This window comes from Campylobacter gracilis, from assembly GCF_001190745.1.
Taxonomy (GTDB): domain Bacteria; phylum Campylobacterota; class Campylobacteria; order Campylobacterales; family Campylobacteraceae; genus Campylobacter_B; species Campylobacter_B gracilis.
Window position 1 is genome coordinate 428,258 of the sequence record NZ_CP012196.1, and the last position, 18,271, is coordinate 446,528.

Annotated in this window: 7 protein-coding genes and 1 tRNA gene; all 8 read left to right on the forward strand. The window is 41.3% G+C overall.

Going from position 1 to position 18,271, the window contains the following annotated elements:
• Window positions 1-18: 18 nt before the first annotated feature.
• The 8 genes from CGRAC_RS02315 (at window position 19) to CGRAC_RS02350 (ending at window position 18,252) form a co-directional block, all read left to right on the forward strand.
• Entirely contained in the window at window positions 19-429 is a 411-nt protein-coding gene (locus tag CGRAC_RS02315) for a hypothetical protein (RefSeq protein ID WP_050346292.1), read from the forward strand.
• Window positions 410-2,212: an excinuclease ABC subunit UvrC gene (uvrC, locus tag CGRAC_RS02320; protein WP_005869493.1), complete on the forward strand. Its 1,803-nt coding sequence runs from the start codon at window positions 410-412 to the stop codon at window positions 2,210-2,212. Before CGRAC_RS02315 ends, uvrC begins: the two co-directional genes overlap by 20 nt.
• 165 nt (window positions 2,213-2,377) lie before the next feature.
• Window positions 2,378-6,931, forward strand: a complete 4,554-nt coding sequence (locus CGRAC_RS02325; RefSeq protein ID WP_005869490.1) for an ATP-binding protein — start codon at window positions 2,378-2,380, stop codon at window positions 6,929-6,931.
• 14 nt (window positions 6,932-6,945) lie between these two features.
• Window positions 6,946-7,326 (forward strand): response regulator, encoded by a 381-nt coding sequence (locus CGRAC_RS02330; RefSeq protein WP_005869488.1) that lies wholly within the window; start codon window positions 6,946-6,948, stop codon window positions 7,324-7,326.
• Window positions 7,327-7,338: 12 nt separating this feature from the next.
• Window positions 7,339-7,415 (forward strand) — tRNA-Arg (locus CGRAC_RS02335).
• Window positions 7,416-7,789: 374 nt separating this feature from the next.
• Window positions 7,790-9,805, forward strand: coding sequence for a ShlB/FhaC/HecB family hemolysin secretion/activation protein (locus CGRAC_RS02340; protein ID WP_005869484.1), 2,016 nt, complete (start codon window positions 7,790-7,792; stop codon window positions 9,803-9,805).
• Between the two features lie 255 nt (window positions 9,806-10,060).
• Entirely contained in the window at window positions 10,061-17,959 is a 7,899-nt protein-coding gene (locus CGRAC_RS02345) for a two-partner secretion domain-containing protein (RefSeq protein WP_050346294.1), read from the forward strand.
• Window positions 17,956-18,252: a hypothetical protein gene (locus tag CGRAC_RS02350; RefSeq protein WP_005871002.1), complete on the forward strand. Its 297-nt coding sequence runs from the start codon at window positions 17,956-17,958 to the stop codon at window positions 18,250-18,252. The genes CGRAC_RS02345 and CGRAC_RS02350 overlap by 4 nt, the downstream gene beginning before the upstream one ends.
• Window positions 18,253-18,271: the final 19 nt, after the last annotated feature.

The window sequence follows — 18,271 nt, forward strand, 5'->3', positions numbered from 1 at the left end:
AATCCTTTATATGCCAAGATGCGAGAAAGAGGCGAGTTTTTAGCGATTTTGCCGCTTAGTTGGCAAAGGCTGATCGCTTTCATCTACGTCAAAGATGGCATTTTGATGATAGCCGCGAAGCATCCGGCGGGGCTTTGCGAACTAAAACGCGATAGTAATATAAATTTAATAAAAGACGTATTAAAGCGCTTCGTAGCCGCTAGAGAGACGGCGGAGCTTTGCGGCGTGCGTGAGATAAAATTTTTTGTCGCAGATAGAGTAATGAGCAGAAGAAGGGCGCAAATTTATAAAGCTCATTTGCGCCTGGATGGCGAAGCTTTATCTTTGGAGCGCGCAAAGGGGGAGTTTAAAAACAAAATCCAAGATCCGCAAATTTATAAAATTTTTGAAGAGATAAGAGGGCTGATCCTTGCTAATAGAGGAGATTAAGAGCTTGCCTGCCGCACCCGGCGTGTATCAGTACTTCGACGCCGCGGGCAAGCTGCTATACGTTGGCAAGGCTAAAATTTTAAAAAATCGCGTCAAAAGCTACTTCTCTTTCACGCCTGCTCTCGCGCCGAGCCCGCGCTTAAGCGCGCGCATCGCCAAGATGATAAGCGAGGCGGCGCATTTAGAATACATCGTAACGCCCAGCGAGAGCGACGCGCTGATACTAGAAAATTCCTTCATCAAGCAGCTTAAGCCCAAGTACAACATCCTACTGCGCGACGATAAGACCTACCCGTATATCTACGTAAATTTAGACGACGACTTTCCGCGCTTTGAGATCACGCGAAAGATCGTAAAGGGCAAAAACATCAGATACTTCGGCCCCTATTTTCACGGCGCGAAGGAAATTTTACAGACCCTTTACATGCAGTTTCCGCTCGTGCAGAAGAAAAATTGCGTCAAGGGCAAGAAGGCCTGTTTGTTCCACCAGATCGGGCGCTGCGCCGCTCCGTGCGAGGATAAAATTTCAAAGCAGGATTACGCTCGTATCGTACAGAGCGCGCTTGCGGCTCTGAAAAATCCGCAAAAGATGGTGCCGCAGCTTCAGGATCGGATGGCGCGGCTAGCGCAGAGCGAAAATTTCGAGGAAGCCGCGCAGATCCGCGATAAAATTGAAATTTTAAAGCAGATGAACGTAAAGGTGGAAGTCGATCTGGCAAAGCTCGATGATTTCGAGGTCTTTGCGATTGCCGCACGCGACGGGCTCGTCTGCGCCGTGCATTTTAGCATACGCGAGGGTAAAATTTCGGCTTCAAGCTCGCATATAATTAACTGCAAAGCCCCAAGCGCCGATGATATCGCAAACGCCTACAAGCAGATGATCTTAAGCGCCTTCCCGGCCGCGGCTCCCGTGGCGTGCGCTAAAATTTACGTCTACGACGAGTTTGACGATTCGGATCTGGTATGCGAAATTTTATCCAAGCGGCATGAAAGAGCCTTTAAAATTTACGCGCCGAAAATCGGCGAGAAGCGTAAAATTTGCGAGATTGCATATCAAAACTGCGAGATCAATATCAAAAAGCATCTAAAAACGCACGATTACGCATTTTTGCAGGAGCTGAAGGATTATTTTAATCTTACGAATTTGCCCGTAAATATCGAAGTTTTCGACAATTCGCATATGTTCGGCGCCGCGGCCGTGGGGGCTATGATAAGCTTTCAAGACGGCGAGTTTAACAAGCAAAACTACCGCCACAAGCACCTTAGCTCAAACAACGACTACGATCAGATGCGCGAGTATCTAACTAGCCGCGCGCTTAAATTTGACGAGCTTGCAGCGCCAGATCTGTGGCTCATCGACGGCGGAACGGCTCTGCTAAACTTGGCAGAGGAAATAATTTGCAGCGTCGGAGCAAACGTCGATATAATCGCTATCTCTAAGGAAAAGATCGACGCCAAAGCTCACCGCGCAAAGGGGGCTGCGAAAGATAAAATTTGCACAAAGAGCGGAATTTTTTCGCTGCCTACGGACGATAAAAAACTTCAATTTTTTCAGCGCCTGCGCGATGAAGCGCACCGCTTTGCGATCTCATTTCACCAAAAGAGCAAACGCAAACTCGATTTGCAAAGCTCAAAACTGCTAAGCTTGGGCGTTAGCAAGGGAAGCCTGAAGAAGCTTTTGGACTTTTACGGCGATTTTGAGAGCATTTATACGGCTAGCTTCGATGAGATCAGATCACTTACGAATATCCAAACCGCTGAAAAAATTTTAAACAATCATTAACGAAAACCTAACGCAAAAAGCTATATTTAAAGATTTGTTTAGTAAAATCACCCATTAACTTTGCAGGACGGCTAAATCGTCTCCGCCTAGCGTGACGGAAGCGACTTCGTTTCTCCGGTTGAATAAAATTTAACGTCGCGTAAGCTGCGCTTTGAAGGATTTTGTATGAATTTAAATACTACAAGTGCTTTGAGACTTGTTAGCGGTATCCCGTTACTTTTGATTTTCGCGTTTGCATCATATTTCTTGTTTATCTCTTTGCAGGATTACGCCAGAGTGGGAATTTTGCAGCAGCAGATTGCTAAAAATAGCAATCTCGCAGCGTTAGTAGAGCAGGTAGATAAAGAGCGCGGTATCACTTCGGCGTTTTTGGGTAGCGAGGGAAACCCCGGTATGGGAACTCTTCTATCGGGTCAACGTAAAAAAACCGACGATGCGCTTGCAAAGTATAAAGAAAGCAAAAATATCAGTGAAAATGTCGTAAAAAAGACTATTTTTGATATTTTCGCTTACGGCACCGGTAATGACGAGCTTTTGGCTGCCGAGGCCGATATAGACGGTTTATTAGACAAACTTCCGCAGGTAAGAAGGGATGTCGATGCTCAAAGTAAAAGCTTTGGTGAGCTTTTCAGCTCATATTTTCAAAAATTCGACGATGATGTAAAAACAATCCAACGAGTGCTAAGAGAGGGTCTCGTAAGCTCAAATATCACCGTTTGGACGGTTTCATTGCTCAATACCTACGAGGCGATGGACGCCACCGCATCGGAGCGCGACTATATTATCGAATATATCATCGGCAGCAAGGCGATGAATCAGGCGCAGTTAAGGACTTGGGCTAGCTTCAACCTATCTAGTTCGCTTCCTAATTACTACTTCTTGCCGGAATCTGATGCTAGAGCTGCAATTTTAAAAATTCTAGACGGAGAGGAATTTCAAAATGCATTAAGAGAAACTGCTAAAATTTCAGCCACATTGCAGCAAGAAGCGGACGAAGGACACTATAGCGTGCCCTTTCAAGAGTGGTTTGCCTCTACTACACTTAAATATAAAAAGCTAAGCGAAATTTCTGAAAAGATCAATGCTGAGCTTGCGGCGCATGCTGATACTTATCTAGCGCAAAGACTAAGAAACCTATTTATTGCTCTTGGTATATGGGTTTTAGCGGCTATTTTGGTTGTTTTTGCCTTGGGTATTACAAGACGTTTAAGACAGAACGTTACCGACCTCGGCAACGTGCTTAGCCGAATCGGCGATTTGACGAATCAGCACGAGCATATCGACGTTAGGACTAGTGAGGGTGTTAACAAGGCATATTCGCTTATCGAGGACGCGCTCGATCTGATTGCGTATCAAAAGGGCGCTGCGGAGGATGCTAATAAGGCAAAATCGATCTTTTTGGCCAATATGTCGCATGAGATCAGGACGCCGCTTAACGGCATCATCGGCTTTACGGAGCTTCTTAAAAATACCGATTTGGATGAGGAGAAGCGCGATTATGTTGATACCATCGAAAAATCGTCCGAAAACCTTCTAACGATCATTAATAACATTTTGGATGTATCCAAGATAGAAAGCAATAAGGTCGAGCTTGAGGATATCTTATTTAATCCTATCCAAGATTTCGAAAGCGCGGTTGAAATTTACGTAGCCAAGGCTGCCGAAAAGAATATCGACATCCTGCTCTACATCGATCCTACACTCGTGCACCACCTATACGGAGACATCACGAAGATCAAAGAGGTTCTTATCAACCTCATGTCAAATGCTGTCAAATTTACGCCTGAGCACGGCACTATCGTAGTTGAAATTTTAAGGGAGCCTAGTAAAGCTCCAGGAGAGGCGATCGTAACGTTTAGCGTAGAAGATACCGGCATTGGAATTTCTGAAGATAAGCTCGCAAATGTATTTAACGCCTTCTCTCAAGCTGACTCTACAATCACGCGCAAATACGGCGGAACAGGTCTTGGACTTACGATTTCGTCTAAATACGTAGCGATGATGGGCGGTAAGCTTCAGGTCAAATCTACCGTAGGAAAGGGTACTAGATTTTACTTCACCCTTGCTTTTAAAGAGACACAAAAGACCGATGCAGACGCAGTATTTGAAAGTATCAAAGGGCTAAATTTTGCGCTTTTAGCCGATAGCGCCGATACGATGTATAATGATATCGTTAAAAACTATATCAGCAAGCTAGGCGGTAAAATTTCGATATTTAATACAAACGCGCAGTTCCGCTCAGCGCAAAATAATAACAAATATGATGCTCTTATCACTAGATTTAAGAATTACGGCGAGGTTAGCGATATATTGAGTATGCCTACGATCTTAACTCTTAAGCCAAAAGAGCTTCAAAGTATTAGTATTTCAAATTCTAAAATTTTTACCCTCACAGAGCCTTTTAACTTAACTAAATTCGTTAAGACGCTAGATAAAATTTCAAAATCCGGAATTGCTCTAAGCAGATCGGATTTTGCTCCACAGACGCATGAGATTAAGCTGGATACCGAGGTAGAAAAGCCTATCGTCGCTGATGAAATGATTATGGAAGAGCCGGTAGTAAAAGAAAGACCTATCATCAACAAGCTCGATGAATTACGACATGCTACTACTTCGTCGGTAGACGAGCTACGTGCTATCTTGCAAAGCAGAAGACGTACGCATGATGCCGAGGCTCATTCTGCGCATAAAGAGGAGGCTGTTAGCAAGCCTAGTATTGCTCAAGAGCTCAAAAAAGAAGCTCCTAAAGCAGAAGAGCCGGTCATTAAGCCTATAGATATCGAGCCTATGAGTGATATTAAGATTGAAAAGACAGGGCCTGAATCACCAAAGATCAATATCGATATTCCTGAAATAGTAATCCCGCACGCAGAAAAGCCAAAGGTAGAGCCTTCAAGCACAAAGGATGCCCAGACCGATATCGATGAGCCTATATCTTTGGAAATTCCTGATGATTTTGTGGGGCTCAAAACACATGCGACGCAGACCCAGGCTCCTAAAGCCGAAACTCCTAGCATTGATCTTTCCGATATCGAAATAGAGCTACCTAAGATCAAAAAAGAGGAAGAAGAAGTAAAGGCTGAGCCTGCGAAAGTAGAAATTCCAAAGGCTAAGGTTGAGATGCCTAATGCTAAGATTGAAATTCCTGATATAGATATCGATCTTTCGGATATCAAACCGAGCGCCAAGGTGCAAGAGCCTGCTAAAAAGGTTGAAATTCCAAGCGTAGAAGAAGAAATTCCGGTAGCCATTAAAACCGAGCCTGAAATTCCTATCGCTAAAGCTTCGAAGCCTGATACTTCAAGTGTTTCTGCTCATGAAGATGAAATTTCAAGTGTTAAACTTTCAGAACCTGAAAGTACAGCTGAAAAGATAATTGAGCCAGAACCTATCGCTGTTGAGCCAGAGCCGATAACAATTGAGCCTGAACTAAAACCTATAGAGCCAAAACTTGAAGAGGTTAAACAGGAACCTTCAAATATCGAGTCTGAACCGGTAACGCCAGTAGTAGAACCAGCAGCTCAAAATATTCCTGCCGAAGAGCCAAGTATTGAGCCGGAGCCTGTAGATATTCCGAAGGTGGAGCCTGCTACTCAAAACATTCATGTCGAAGAGCCCGAGATTAAGCCTGTTAGCGTAAAAGTCGAACCGGTAGTGATCCCGCAGCCTGAGGAAGAGGAGATGGTCGAGGTACCCGTCACTGTATACGAAGACGAGCAGCAGGAAGAAACCATTATGGTCGAAGAGGATGTCGAAGTCGAAGAAGAGGTTGAAGTGCCGGTAGAGCGAAATCCTGCCGATGAAAATGTACCTTTGGTCAATAGAAAATATAACGCCAAAATCCTTATTGCGGAGGATAATGAGATCAATCAAAAGCTTATGAAGCACACACTAAATAGCTTTAATATGAATTTGACGATAGTCGAAAACGGACTTTTGGCGCTGGAAGCCAGAAAAGCCAATAACGACTATGATCTCATATTTATGGATATTTCGATGCCTGTTATGGACGGTATCGAATCTACAAAGCAGATCAAGCAATACGAACACGAGAATAATCTTCGCCACATCCCGATCGTGGCTGTTACTGCCAATGCGCTAAAGGGCGATAGAGAGAAATTTATGGCAGCGGGGCTTGACGAATACTGCACCAAGCCGATCAAAAAAGATATCTTAGCTCAAATGCTAGATAATTTTATCGGTGATAAACGATCCGATGCAGCGCCCGCCGGTGGAACTACAAAGAAGCTGGTTAAAAAGCTTGTCAAACGCCAGGTGCCTAAGACGGTCATTAAAACCGTCAAAGTGCCTAAGACGATAATGAAGCTAGTTCCTAAAAAAAGCATAGTTTCCGATGATGTAGTGAAAGCTAAAGGTGCGCGCGTGCCGACAAAAGATATACTTATATGCAAGGCAAATATTATGGAAAGTAAAATTTTTGCCAGCATATTAAAACACCAGTATAAAGACGTAGAAATTGCGGGTAATTTCGACCAGCTTATTTCTATGGCGGCTACGGGCAGCTATAAGCTTGTTTTGATTGATAAAAAGCTAGCAGGGCTAGACTTAGCGGCGTTAGAGAGCTTACGCCGAAAAGCGCCTGCGACCAAGCTAGTGCTATTTTCTAACGATAACGATGAAAATCCACTATTTAGCGAAGTCGCTAGTTACAATATCACCAAGTCGGGTCTTGAGAAACTCGCACAAAAATATATATAAGGATGAGGTCTTAAATGAGAGATTTGAAAGTTTTAACGGTTGATGACGACGCTATAAATTTGAAGCTACTTGAAGTTATGCTAAAAAAATATGGCAAATTCCAAACCATACTCCAAGCCAAAAACGGCTTGGACGCCCTTGCCGTACTCGAAGTTCAGCCCGTTGATTTGATTTTATTAGATATTGTAATGCCTGTGATGAATGGGCTGGAATTTTTAGATAATCTTCACGCTAGAGAAAGTATAGCTCATATCCCCGTCATCGTCCTTACGACGGACGAGACCGCTAAACGAGAGGCTTTAAATAAGGGTGCTTATGACTTTATGACAAAGCCCATCAATGACAAAGATCTTCACAAAAAACTAGACGACGTTATGAATATTATCGGCGATTAAATTGCCGATTTTGTCCTCGTAGCTCAGTAGGATAGAGCGCAAAATTCCTAATTTTGAGGCCACAGGTTCGAATCCTGTCGGGGACACCATCTATCAAATTTCATCCCTATTTTTAATTTTTTGATTTTTTTGAAAGCCATACTTTACGGCTTTTGTAAATTTTTTCAAAAAAATTTCAAATGCTAAAAACGCTAGATTATACAGGTAGTTTAAGAGAAACTACTATATTAAAAATCGAGATTCTGAGTATGATAAAATATAAAATCTCAATTAGCACTAAAATCCAAGAGATTTTACCCGAAAATTTAAAAAATTAATGTATTATCACCAATTTTAATTGATAGCCCTAGCGGAAGATAAGGTCTATAAAAGCGAATATATGCTAATAGATGCTTTTGTCATGCTCAAGCTATAAGGTTTTCTTTTGCGGCGATATTCCAATCGTAAAAAATAGGTGCAATCAATGTTTTATCAAAAACCATTATTCTATTATGACGATAGTAAATTTAAAGGAGCCTCTTTGCAACCCCGCGGCGTTAAAAGCGTCAAGCTTATTTTGGCCTCTATCTTTATAGGCTTAAGCCTAGCTCCTAAAGCGTTAATTGCTATTCCTGCCGATATTTCTGGCGCCATAAACTCCGAAGAGCAAAGAATAAGATCAATTAGACAAGGCACCGAGGATCCCTTCATAACGATACGCAGCGAAGAGTCTCGCGCTTCAAGCGCAACCGCGGAGCCCAAGAAAGCAGGAATTTGCTTTAAAATTTATGAGATCAAATTGATTAACGCAGAAGCGCAAAACGAGCAGAAAAGTAGCGCGGGTTCTAAATTTAACGAAGCGGATTACGAATCTAAAAACAAAGACGATCTGAAAACTCCAGCCGTCAATTCCAAAGACGATGCCAGCTCGGGCGTCATTATCTCTAAACCAAATGATGAAAACTTGGGGCGAGCGAAAGTAAAAACTCTCGCTAAGTCCATCGGTTCTACCTCGAATTCCGATCATTCCGTTCCGCCCGGGTTTGAAAGAATTCTAAGCTCCGCCCTAAAAGAGCTTAAATTTAAAAGCGGCGACTGCTTGGGAAGCGATAAAATTTTAGCTCTGGCAAGAGCGTATAACAACAAAATCATATCTGCAGGCTTTATCACTACATCCGTTTCCATCCCCCAGCAAAACATCTCCTCCGGCACCCTTCTTTTGGCTCTGCATCCCGGACGCATAGGCGAGATTTCGCTTGAGCCGGGCTCTAGAGCTAAGAATCAAAGGAGCATCTTTACCGCATTTGGCGGCGATAAAAGGAGAGAGCTTTTAAGCTTAAGAGATATGGAACAGGCTATGGAAAATTTCAATGCCGCTTCAAGAAGCGAGGCGGAGATAAGCTTAAGCCCCTCCGCAAAGCAGGGCTACTCCGATATCAATATCTCTAAGCAGCAAAGCTCTCCTTTATTGCTTAGATTAAGCGCGGATAATCTGGGCTCCAAATCTAGCGGCAAATACCAAGGCGCAGCTATACTTTACGGCCTAAATTTGCTTGGATTAAACGAGAGCGTATTTGCTTCTTACGGTAGAAATTTTTTAAGAGGAGATAAAAAATCTTTAGGAGATGATAGCAAAAGTGGCAGATCAGCTAACTATTATGCGGGCTTTAGTATACCTTTTGGATACTTTTCTCTGTCCTTTTGGCAAAACAGATACACTTATGATCAAATAGTGCCCGGAACGTATGAGCTTTATACCTATAGCGGAAGCAGCGTTAGAAGAAATTTGGATCTTAACTACGTATATTTTAGAAATCAAAACTCCAAAAATTCTCTGTTTTTTAGAATTTGGCAAAAAAAGTATAAAAACTATATACAAGATTATGAGCTTAGCAACCAAAGAAAGCGCGAAGGCGGCTATGAGGCTGGGCTAAAATCCAAGGTATTCTTTGATAACTCTTCAGTAGAGATGATGCTTTCGTACCTAAAATCTAGCGGAGCGTTTAACGCTCTAAGAGCGCTCGAGGAGGAATTTGGCGGCGGAAGCTCTAGGTATCATTTGATAAACGCCGCGTTAAATTTTAAAACCAGATCCTCCGCTATCCCTTTAAGCTACGAACTGGAGCTTTACGCAAGAAGAGCCAGCACTCATCTTAGCCCCATAGATAGGCTAAATATCGGCGGATACTATAGCGTTAGAGGGTTTGACGGGCAGATGAGCCTGCTTGGAGATAGCGGTTTTTATATAAGAAATACCTTGGAATATAAGTATTTTAAAAACAACGGCGTCTACCTGGCCTTTGATGTCGGCAAGCTTAGCTCTAAGGGAAAAAATTATCCCGCAGAGGGTGAAATGCTTAGTGGAGGAGGCGTGGGCCTTAGAGGAAATATTTCAGGCTCTTTTAGCTATGATCTTTTGGCGGCTTTTCCTATTAGCAAACCGGAAAATTTTAAAACGGATAGTCCCGCTTTAAATTTCTCTTTAAGCTACGACTTTTAAATTTAGCGAAATTTTATCGGCGCTTATCGCGACGTTTAATATAAACTAAGACTATATAACGCTTAGTAAATTTTACTAACTGTTTTAGCGCAGATATGCCATACTAAGATCCGATAAATAGCAATCCTGCGCCCGCGCCGAACCTTAAAATAAATTCAAATAAATTTTAAATAAAATATCCTAAATTTACTATTTTTTTAAGAAAGTCTTTAAGAAATTTAAGATATAAACCCATCGCAATTGGAGGTTATTAGTATGCAAATTTTATGTTTAAGCTCTATTTTTAATGGTGCAGGACGTCTTAGTGCCCCTACTGATATAAAAGAATATTTCGGCGTCTTTACCCAAGCAAAGAAACGCCTTGTCGCTCTTTTGCTTATTGGTTTGCTGGCTCCTTGTTTTTCATATTGCGAGATAATACCCGATAACTCCGCTCCCGTAAATCATAGAGCTTCTGTGTCTCAAACTCCGAATGCTCCCGCCACTCAAATAGATATCGCCTCCCCTAACGATAAGGGGATTTCTATCAACGAATACTCCAAGCTTAACACTCCTAAAGAGGGCACGGTATTTAATAACTCTCAAGCAGGATCCATAAGTAAAACGGCGGGCTACATACCGCCCAATCCCAGATTAAATCGCGGCGAGGCTAAGCTGATAATCAATCAGGTAAACTCGCCTCTTCCTTCAAATTTACAGGGTAATATAGAGATAGCGGGCAGAAAAGCCGATCTTATCATCGCTAATCCTAGTGGCATCAATGTAAACGGCGCTACCATAATAAATTCCTCCTCTACTACGTTAAGCACCGCCACGCCCACCTATGAAAACGAACATCTTAAATCCCTAAACATAAGCAAAGATGGCTCTATAAATATAAGAGCGAACGGCCTAAACGATAACGGGGATTATTTAAACGTAATATCTAATAGTCTAAAGCTGGAGGGTAAAATTTACGCAAACGAGATCAACGTAGTAGCGACTGATGGTAAGGTATCTTTAAAAAATACAAACTCTGGATTGAGGCAGGATAATCTAAAAATCGAGCAAGAAGGAGGATCGCATCCTAAGGGTGTATCCATAGACTCCTCGGCTCTAGGGGGAATGTATGCGGGCAGGATAAATATAATATCTACTAAAGATGGAGCGGGCATCAACAATAAGGGGGCTATCTTAGCGGACGGCTCTTTAAAGATAGATGCTAACGGAGATCTGATAAATGAAGGAAAGCTAGGCTCCAACGGACAGACTCAAATCAGCTCCAAGACCGTCTCCAACCAAAAGGGCTCTAAAATTTCAGCCTCCAATCTGGGTATAAAAGCCTCCTCGGTAGAAAACAGAGGAAATATACAGGCTAATACTCTAAAGATAAAAGTGGATAGGTTAGATAATATAAAAGGCTCCATAAGCTCAAGCTCCGCCTTAAAGATAGAGGCTAGAAGCCTAAGCAACAAAGATAGAGCCGTAATAGGAGCGGCTAAGAGTGAAAGACTAAATGAACTAGGCTTGAATGAGAGCAAAGGCTCTTTTAAAACAGGAGTTATTCCTCCCTCAAAAAACAAGCTTAGCATAATAAGCGCGGATCATATATCAAATATAGGCGGAGCGATACTTTCAAACAAAAGCTATTTGGATATAAAAGAGAGTCTCTTAAACGATAATAGCCTAATGGTATTAAGGGCATTGGATTCCGAAATTCCAAATTTTTACAATCTCTCCGATTCTACCTTTATAGTACAAGAGGGCTTAAGCTTGCGCGGCAACAATCTACGCAACGAAAGCTCAAAGATCATCTCCCTGGGAGGCGCTCTTTTGGGCTACGACAGCATAGATAACTCCAAAGGCTCTATCCTAAGCGGAGGAAATTTAATCATAAACAAAGGCACTCTTAACAACGAAGAGGGGCTGATAAGCTCCAAAGGGGATCTCGCTTTAAACCTAGATAGTCTTAGCGCTTTAGGTAAGTTAAACTCGGACGGCAGTTTATATCTGGGGCTAAAGGACGATTTGAGCTATAACGGAGGGATCTACGCAAGCGGTGATATATACTTAAACCTACAAGGAAATTTTATCGCTTCACAAAGGCTGATCTCCAATAAAGATCTGATCATAAATGCAAAGGGTATCAAAAACGAAAGCATCATAGCCGCACTTGGAAATTTGGCTTTAAAAGCAAAGGAGCAAATTTTAAATTTAGGCTCTTTAATCGCGCGCGGCGAGCTGATAACAAACTCTGAAAGCCTAATAAACAAAAAAGCCCTCGTTTATGCGCAAGACGGCGTAAGTTTAAACGCTAAAAATATCCTCAATCAAGACGCGTCCAATATACTTAGCGGAGGGGATATAGTTATAAATACGAGCTTTCTTAGCAACGAAGCGCTATCCAACATCATCTCTCAAAGAAATTTGAATATTTTTAATGAAAGAGGCGGGGAGGGCAAGGTAGACGAGATAATTAACGCCTCCTCTTTGATATATGCAAAAAACACTCTTAATATCGGCGCTAAAAAGCTAAACAACCGCTCGGTTAACGAGCCAGTAAAGAGAGTTCAAAGCACCGGCTATAATATAGATTTTACTTGCAATGGCGATGGCTGGGGTTGTAGCGGCGTAGCCATCCCTTTAAAGGTCAATGCGGCAGAAATAAAAGAGCGTATCCTTAAGCAAAATCCCAATATTAGCCCGGACGAGCTAAACGCTAAGATCATGGAGGAGCTTAGCGAGCAAGATATGAATCTATACGTATTAAGCTTATATAAAAATACTAGGCTTCCGGGGGAGGATACTAGGCTATATGACGCTATAACGTTAAGCTTAAAAGATAATCTCTTCGGCATAAGAAGAAGCAAGCCTCACAAGAAGGAGAGATTAAGGCAGATAAGCTACAGCATCAATAAAGAGTATATAACGGAAGATAGCCTAAGTAAATTTATGGGCTCAAACATAATCTCCGCAGGGGATAGTAACCTTAACATAGATGAGCTAAATAACGATAAGAGCGTAATTTATGCCTATAACGATCTGCTCTTAAATGTAAAGAGTCTAAACAACCGCTCTTTAAGTCTAAATCATAGCATGATAAGTCAGGCGGAGTATAGATGGAAACATAAAAGCCACGGCGGTAAAGGCGGCTATAGCGACCAAAAGAATATCTACTACTCTCAGCCGGCTATTGTCTCCATAATAGGAGCTAAAAAAGATATAAAAGGCTACGCGGGTGATATTTCAAATTTAAACTCGGACGGGCAGATAAACTCTGGTAACGCTCCTACTCTTATAAAGGAAGCTTTTTCTAAAATAGATTACTCTCTAATAGGCAAGGGGCTCGGTAATCCTAACGCTTTAAATCTAAATAAAAACGATCTTGCGCCTAGCCTTAATAACGAAGCGGATATGCAAGATATTATTAGACCTAGCTATATAAACAATCTCTTTTCGCCTATAAGCAGTAAATTTTATAATACCTTTTACGTTTATAGCGAGCTGATACCGGATTTTTCATATATGCACAATAAGCTAAGCTTGCTTTATGATAAAAAAAGGACCTCCTTGAACTCTTCGGAGGAAGATGACGGCACTCTACTTAGCTCCGCACCTTCTTTGATATACGCAGGAGGCAGCATAGATCTAAGCGTAAACGGCGATCTTAGAAACGAAGGGATAATTTACGCGGGCTCTAATATGAGCCTCAAAGCGGGCAGCGTATCAAATTTAAACTCCGCCTCCATCATCGCCGCGAACGCCCTAAGCATATCGGCCAAGAAGGATATAATAAACGCATCCTCTTTGATACAAGGACGCAGCGTAAACTTAAACGCGGGCAGAGATATAGTACATAAAACTCTAAGTAAAGAGATAAACCTAAATAGAGCCTACGGCGATCAAAGCAGCACCTATATAGGCACTATCTCAAATATAAAATCTACCGAGGGCAGCGTAGCATTAAATGCAGCTCGCGATATAACCGTAAGCGGAGCGAGCATAGACTCGGCTGCAAATTTAATCCTAAACGCCGCAAAGGACGTAAATATAAATAGCGCGGAGGAGAAGCTAAGCTATAACTTTAAAAGCAAAGGCGGATACTATAAAGAGGATATCGTTAAGAATACAAGCTCCAGGCTTAACGCCAAAGATAATATCCTAATTAAAGCAGGCGGTATAGCCATAAGCGGAGCGGATATTAATGCGCGCGGCGGAGATGCTTTGCTGCAAGCTAAGAACTCCATAAATCTAAGTGGAGATATCGATAGCAATTACTATGAGAGCGAATTTAAAGAAAAGGGCTTTGCGTCTAAAAAAAGCACTACTACTAAAGCTTTAAGTCAAAGCGTAGTACCTACTAGCATAAGGGCTAAAAATATAATGCTTAGCTCGCAAGAAGCCGATATCAATATAGCAGGCTCTGCGTTAAAAGCTAAAGAAGCTATAGATATGCAGGCGGGAAACAATATCAATATATCGCCTCTAAGCTATAACTCCTTAAACTATAAAAATAGCTCCAAATCCTCTTTAGGCGGATTGAAAGCCAGCATGGATATGCACTCGCTTTATAAGCAAAATTTACAAAGCTCCTCCCTATTTAGCGAAACAGCAGATATAAACTTAAGAGCAAAGAACGATCTAAACTTAATATCTGCGGATATTTCAAGCGGACGTAATCTAGGCTTAGGCGCGGGAAATTCCATAAATATCCTAGCAGCCAAGGAGTATAAGCAGGAGCTAAGCGCCCATAAAAGAACAAGATTCAACCCTATATCGGTTCTACACTATCCAGTGGCAATAGCAGCTTCCGTGGGGGCAATGGATAATATCGCATTAGAGGCAGGGATAGAAAAGATAGGCGGGGGAAGCTTTACTGAGGTATATAGATCGGATTATAATAGCAAGCAGGTAAAAGAAGGCATATCGAAACTATCTGATATCAAAGCTGCGGGCGATATAGGCTTAAACTCTCCTACAGCTTTTATAACTTCAAATATGAAAGCGGGCGGAGATATAAATATAGACGCTAAAAACCTAACTATATCCGCTGCCGCTAACGAATACAGCGAACAAAGCTTGCAAAAAAGCACCTCTGTATCTGTTGCTAAAGTAAAAGATATTCTAAGTCAGATGAAGCCTAAGTCCATAGATGAATTTAAGAAGGACACTAGTATCAAAGTAAAGTTAGCCGATGCCTCATACGATAAATCCAATACGGACTTATACGGTACCAAGGCCGTCTCTTCTAATATGGAAGCTAAAAATATAACTCTTAGAGGGGATAATAGCCTAAGCGTTATAGGTTCAAATTTAAAGGCCAAGGAGGATCTTAACTTAATATCCAAAGATGGGAATATAAATATAATAAATTCTACCGATACCGCAAGCTCCTCATCTAATTCTAAACATCTGGAAAGCTCCATATCTCTTACCGTTCAAAACGAATATGCCCAGATAGCTCCTGCGGCTATCGCCTTGCAAGAAGCGATAAAACAGCTAAATCAGACCAAAAAGCAATATAAGGAGTATAAGGATCAGAAAAATGCTCTACAGGATAAACTTATCGAGTTAAAAAACCGCTATAAGGCCAAAGAGGTAGGCATAGACTACTCCGATATCGAAGACCTGCAAAACATAATAGAGGACGTAAAGGACGAGGAGAAATACTATCTATCAAATATCGCTCTAGCCACTGCCAACGTAGCCTCTAAAACCGCCGCCCTCATCTCCCAAGGAGCCGCCGCATCCTCTAGCTGGGTTACCTGGGGCTTTAGCGTAGGCGCCTCCGCAGAGCTTAGCGGAACCACTTCCAAAGATAGCTCTAAATCAAGTAGCTCCGTAGCCTCTAATCTTAGCGGCAATAATATTAAAATTTTAACTGATAGCAATAAAGATACCGCTATAAATATCAAAGGCTCAAATTTATATGCTAGTAATGATATATATCTAAACACCCATAATCTATTTATGGAAGCTTCGCAAGATAGCTATGAGGCTAAACAAAGCTCTAAAACCATAAGCGGAAGAGTATCTGCTACTATGTATGGAGGCGGAGGAGGAAGCGCAGGACTTGATTACTCTAAAAGCAATATGAAAGAGGAAAGCCTTAGCCACAATAACGCTAAAGTTTATGCAGGACATAATATATACGCCTTAGCTAGTAACGACGCTTTAATAAAAGGAGCAAACCTTAGAGCGGATAACGCTTTAGCTTTAAAGGTAGGACATGATCTAAGCCTAGCAAGCCTGCGAGATAGCTATAATTACGATAGTAAATCAAGCTCCATAGGGGCAGGTATAGGCATAAGCGGCAGTAAAACAACCTCCGATCCGGACAATCCCTCTGACATAAGCAACAACATAGTAAGGTATTCAAATTCTAAGCTTTCAAGCATAAACGCTAACTACTCTAGATCCAAATCAAGCACTATGGTAAAACAGACCGTGCTATCTAGTATAACCGCCAAAGAGCTAAACATAGAAGTAGGAGCTAATACCGATCTGAAAGGCTCATTAATAGCCGCAGGCTACTATGATGAGAGCGGAAATTTCATAGATAACGGCAAGCTTAGATTAAAAACGAATACCCTAACATTCTCGAATTTAAGCAATACTAGATACGACAAATCAAATTCTTTAAGCATAGGGGCAAATTATGCTTTTAAGGATCCTCAACAAGGAGGAGAAGGCGGAAGTAAAGATGGAGGTAGCCAAGCTAAAGAGAGCACTGCAGGATCAAACGCCTTTAGCTCAAATCACATGAGCGGTATGCAAACAAGTGGCATCATAGGACAAAGCGGCACGAGCTTGCAAGATAAAAAGAACGATACCGACCCTAAGTCTAAAATTTCATCGATTAACTACGCTAATAATAGAAACCTATCCTACTCTATGAGTAAGAGCTTAGCTACTATAGGAAAAGGAGAGCTTATAGTAGGAGATAAAGATATAAGTTCTTTAAGTAAAGATGAGCTTGCTTCTTTACAATCCGATCCCAACAATAAGGCTCTATATAACTCAGACGATCTTACTAGATTAAACAGAGATAGCTCTAAGCTAAATAAAGAGCTATACTCTACTAAGCTAAACTCTGACGTTGATGCAAGCGTAGATATGAGGCTCTTTAGCGAAGGGGGAAGGAACGAGATAAAGGATGAGCTTAATAGGGGTAGTGCGATATACGAAGCTATAAATTTAATAGCCACTACCGAGAATGCAAAAGTCTCTAAAATATTTGATTATATTGGAGGCTTTACTAGCGGATACGATAAAGACAGTATGTCGCTTGCGGCAAATCTTGACGTGCTAAACGATCCTAGTGCCGATATATTTAAAAAGCAACGAGCCGCACAGGATATAGCAAATCAAATGGGGGTAAAGGTTAAATTTGCCAATCTAAATAGAGGAAGCGGAGGAAAATTTAACTCAGACGATCCGAATGCCGTATATATCAATACGAAGCACATTAGCAATGCGAAAGAATTTATGACATCTTTGCGACACGAGCTTGTTCATCGCAGCGATAATAAACGAGGCTCTTTCATACCTAAAGATCCCGCGCAAAATCAATTCGCTACCAACTATGCCCTAGGCATGCTAAGTATGTCGGAAAAGGCTTTAAGATTAAACGGTAGAAGCCTTAACGACTATTCGCCCAAAGTAAATCCTAACGATAAAACCGTCATAGCCGATACCAGATACTTTTACTCGCTGGATCAGAGGAAGAGTGATGATTTAGACTTGGTGTATTTCAATAAAACACATGAAAAATTTACTTATGATGCTGCCGTGGAATATAAGGGTGACAAGAAAAGTCCGCATTGGGTAGGAGTCGGCGCTCACGGTTCCGAAGGACATTTTGTTGATCTCCGAGATGATAATAAATTCAAGGGTATAGGAGTTACCCCTGTTTCTCAGTTGGCGGCCGATATTAAGAAATTTGATCCACAAGTGGATAGCGTAACTTTATATATGTGTTTTTCTGGAAAAGATGGAAAAAATACTATATCAGTAGCTCAAGACTTAGCTAATCAACTTGGGGTTCCCGTTTATGGATATCCAAATAAATTTTACTTTAATGGGCTATTTCCAAGTCTTAGCTCGCCAGCTTATTTTGGCTTTGGTGGGAACGGAGAAATAAAATTTTTGCCAGAAAATGAAGGACATAAATGAATAAGTTCAAAATTATTTTATGCTTTGTTGCTTGCTTGCTTATAGTATTGATTGCTTGCGGTTTTTATATAACAAAATTAGAAAATGATAAATTTGAGAGAGAAATTTTGCCAAGGATGTTTTTATTAAAAGCATATAGAGAAAAGGATATTAAATATATATCAGAGCTCGAAGATGCATATAGTTGGTATTTATGTAATTATGAAAATAATGATTGTATAATAGTTTCTGGCAAAGAATTACAAAAAATTATAGAGACACACAATGCTATATTATTTGCTTTTAAAAAATAATGTAGTGCTATAAGGATCA

What these genes read in the sequence shown, in the direction of transcription:
- CGRAC_RS02315 (WP_050346292.1), top strand. Translation starts at nt 19, where the DNA reads ATGCGAGAAAGAGGCGAGTTTTTAGCGATTTTGCCGCTTAGTTGGCAA.
- CGRAC_RS02325 (WP_005869490.1), top strand. Translation starts at nt 2,378, where the DNA reads ATGAATTTAAATACTACAAGTGCTTTGAGACTTGTTAGCGGTATCCCG.
- CGRAC_RS02330 (WP_005869488.1), top strand. Translation starts at nt 6,946, where the DNA reads ATGAGAGATTTGAAAGTTTTAACGGTTGATGACGACGCTATAAATTTG.
- CGRAC_RS02340 (WP_005869484.1), top strand. Translation starts at nt 7,790, where the DNA reads ATGTTTTATCAAAAACCATTATTCTATTATGACGATAGTAAATTTAAA.
- CGRAC_RS02345 (WP_050346294.1), top strand. Translation starts at nt 10,061, where the DNA reads ATGCAAATTTTATGTTTAAGCTCTATTTTTAATGGTGCAGGACGTCTT.
- CGRAC_RS02350 (WP_005871002.1), top strand. Translation starts at nt 17,956, where the DNA reads ATGAATAAGTTCAAAATTATTTTATGCTTTGTTGCTTGCTTGCTTATA.